Annotated in this window: 2 protein-coding genes; both read left to right on the top strand. The window is 48.8% G+C overall.

Features of this window, described 5'->3' with window-relative positions; genetic code table 11:
• Window positions 1-86 precede the first annotated feature (86 nt).
• Window positions 87-1,043 carry an ACP S-malonyltransferase gene (locus tag B2089_RS03760; RefSeq protein WP_296686015.1) on the top strand — a complete coding sequence of 319 codons (957 nt, stop codon included), beginning with the start codon at window positions 87-89 and terminating at the stop codon, window positions 1,041-1,043.
• Between the two features lie 13 nt (window positions 1,044-1,056).
• On the top strand, window positions 1,057-1,753 hold a 697-nt coding region (gene fabG, locus B2089_RS03755; protein WP_296686012.1), incomplete at its 3' end, for a 3-oxoacyl-ACP reductase FabG.

The raw sequence follows: 1,753 nt of genomic DNA, 5'->3' as shown, positions 1-1,753 counted from the left end.
TATAATATTGATTTTGACATTTTTTAAGATTTTGTCATAATGAAAAGATTGTCGGGACAAGTCCGATAATGACGGTGGAGGAAAACATGTCTAAGAAGTATGCATTTTTGTTCCCTGGACAGGGCGCACAGGCTCAGGGAATGATTAAAGATGTTTGTGAGGCTTTTCCGGAGGCTCGCAAGGTCATTGATGAAATTTCAAAAGTAACGGGAAAAGATATTCCAAAACTGCTCTGGGAAACTGAGCAGACAGAATTAAATAGAAGCGACAACAGCCAGCTGGCAATCACTGCGGCAAGTCTTGCCGTTATGGCAGCCTTGAAGAGCAAGGGAATCGAGCCGAGTGCCGCAATGGGCTTCTCTTTGGGCGAATTCCCGGCTCTTTATGCCGCAGGAATCCTTTCTTTTGAGGATGTTATTAAAGTTGTCGTTCAGCGCGGAACTATCATGCAGAAAGTCTGCGAGCAGATTGCCGAAGAAAACGCAGGAAATGCTCCTGGAATGAGCGCGATTCTTGGCCTTCCGCCAGAAAAGGTTGAGGAAATCGCAAATGGAATCGAAGGCGCTTATGCCGCAAACCTTAACAGCGTAAAACAGACCGTAATTTCGGGCACTGCCGACGGTCTTACAAAGGCTGAGGAAGCCGCAAAAGCCGCCGGAGCTCGAAGGACTGTCCGACTTGCCGTTGCAGGTCCTTTCCACTGTCCGCTCATGCAGCGCGCCGCCGACAATTTCAAGGTGGCTCTGGAGCCATACACATTCTGTGACCCGAAAATCACTTTGTTCTCAAATGTAACCGGCAAAAAAGTCACCGAGGGCGCGCCTGCAAAATCAAGCGCAGTTGACCACCTCACTCACCCGGTTCGCTGGACTGACGAAGAGAAGGTCCTCGCTGATTTGATTAAAGAAGATTCTGCAAACGAGTGGGTTATCCTCGAAGTAGGACCGGGAAAAGTTTTGAGTGGCCTCTGGGGGCAGACAGAACTCGGCGCAACACTCGCATGTACGCCAGTAAATACAGCTGAGGCAATTCAGGCACTGTAGAAAGGAGAAATTTATGTTGTTGAAGAATAAAAAAGCACTTGTGACAGGTTCAAGCCGGGGAATCGGTAAGGCTATTGTTGAAGCATATTTGAAAAACGGAGCTGAGGTTTGGGGCTTGTGCTCTAAGCCAAGTGCCGCAAAAGCTGATTTGGAAAAATTGGCCGCTGATAACGGTGTTGCTTTCCATGAAATTTATGCTGATGTTGGAAACGCTGAGCAGGTCACAGAGGTCGTAAAGGCTGCCCTTGCAGAGGCCGGTACATTCGACATTCTTGTGAACAATGCGGGAATCACCCGCGACGGTCTTTCTTTCCGCATGAAAAAAGAGGATTGGGACGATGTTCTTCGCATCAACCTTACAAGCGTATTCTTAATCAGCCAAATTGTCTCTAGCAACATGATTCGTGCAAAGGACAAGTCTTGCTCAATCATCAACATGGCTTCAATCGTCGGTCTTCACGGTCAGGGCGGTCAGGTCAACTATGCGGCCTCTAAGGGCGGAATCATCGCTTACACAAAGGCTCTGGCAAAAGAAGTTGGTAGCCGAGGCGTTCGCGTAAATGCAATCGCACCGGGCTTCATCGAAACTGACATGACAGCCGTTCTCAAAGACGACATGAAAGCTCAGTGGGTTGAGGGCTTGCCGTTGAAGCGGGCAGGAAAGCCTGAGGACATCGCTAATGCCGCTCTCTTCCTTGCCAGCGATTTGA

This window comes from Treponema sp. UBA3813, assembly GCA_002368605.1.
Lineage (GTDB): Bacteria > Spirochaetota > Spirochaetia > Treponematales > Treponemataceae > Treponema_D.
The sequence above is the reverse complement of the archived record's forward strand: the minus strand, read 5'-3'. Positions and strand labels throughout refer to the sequence as shown.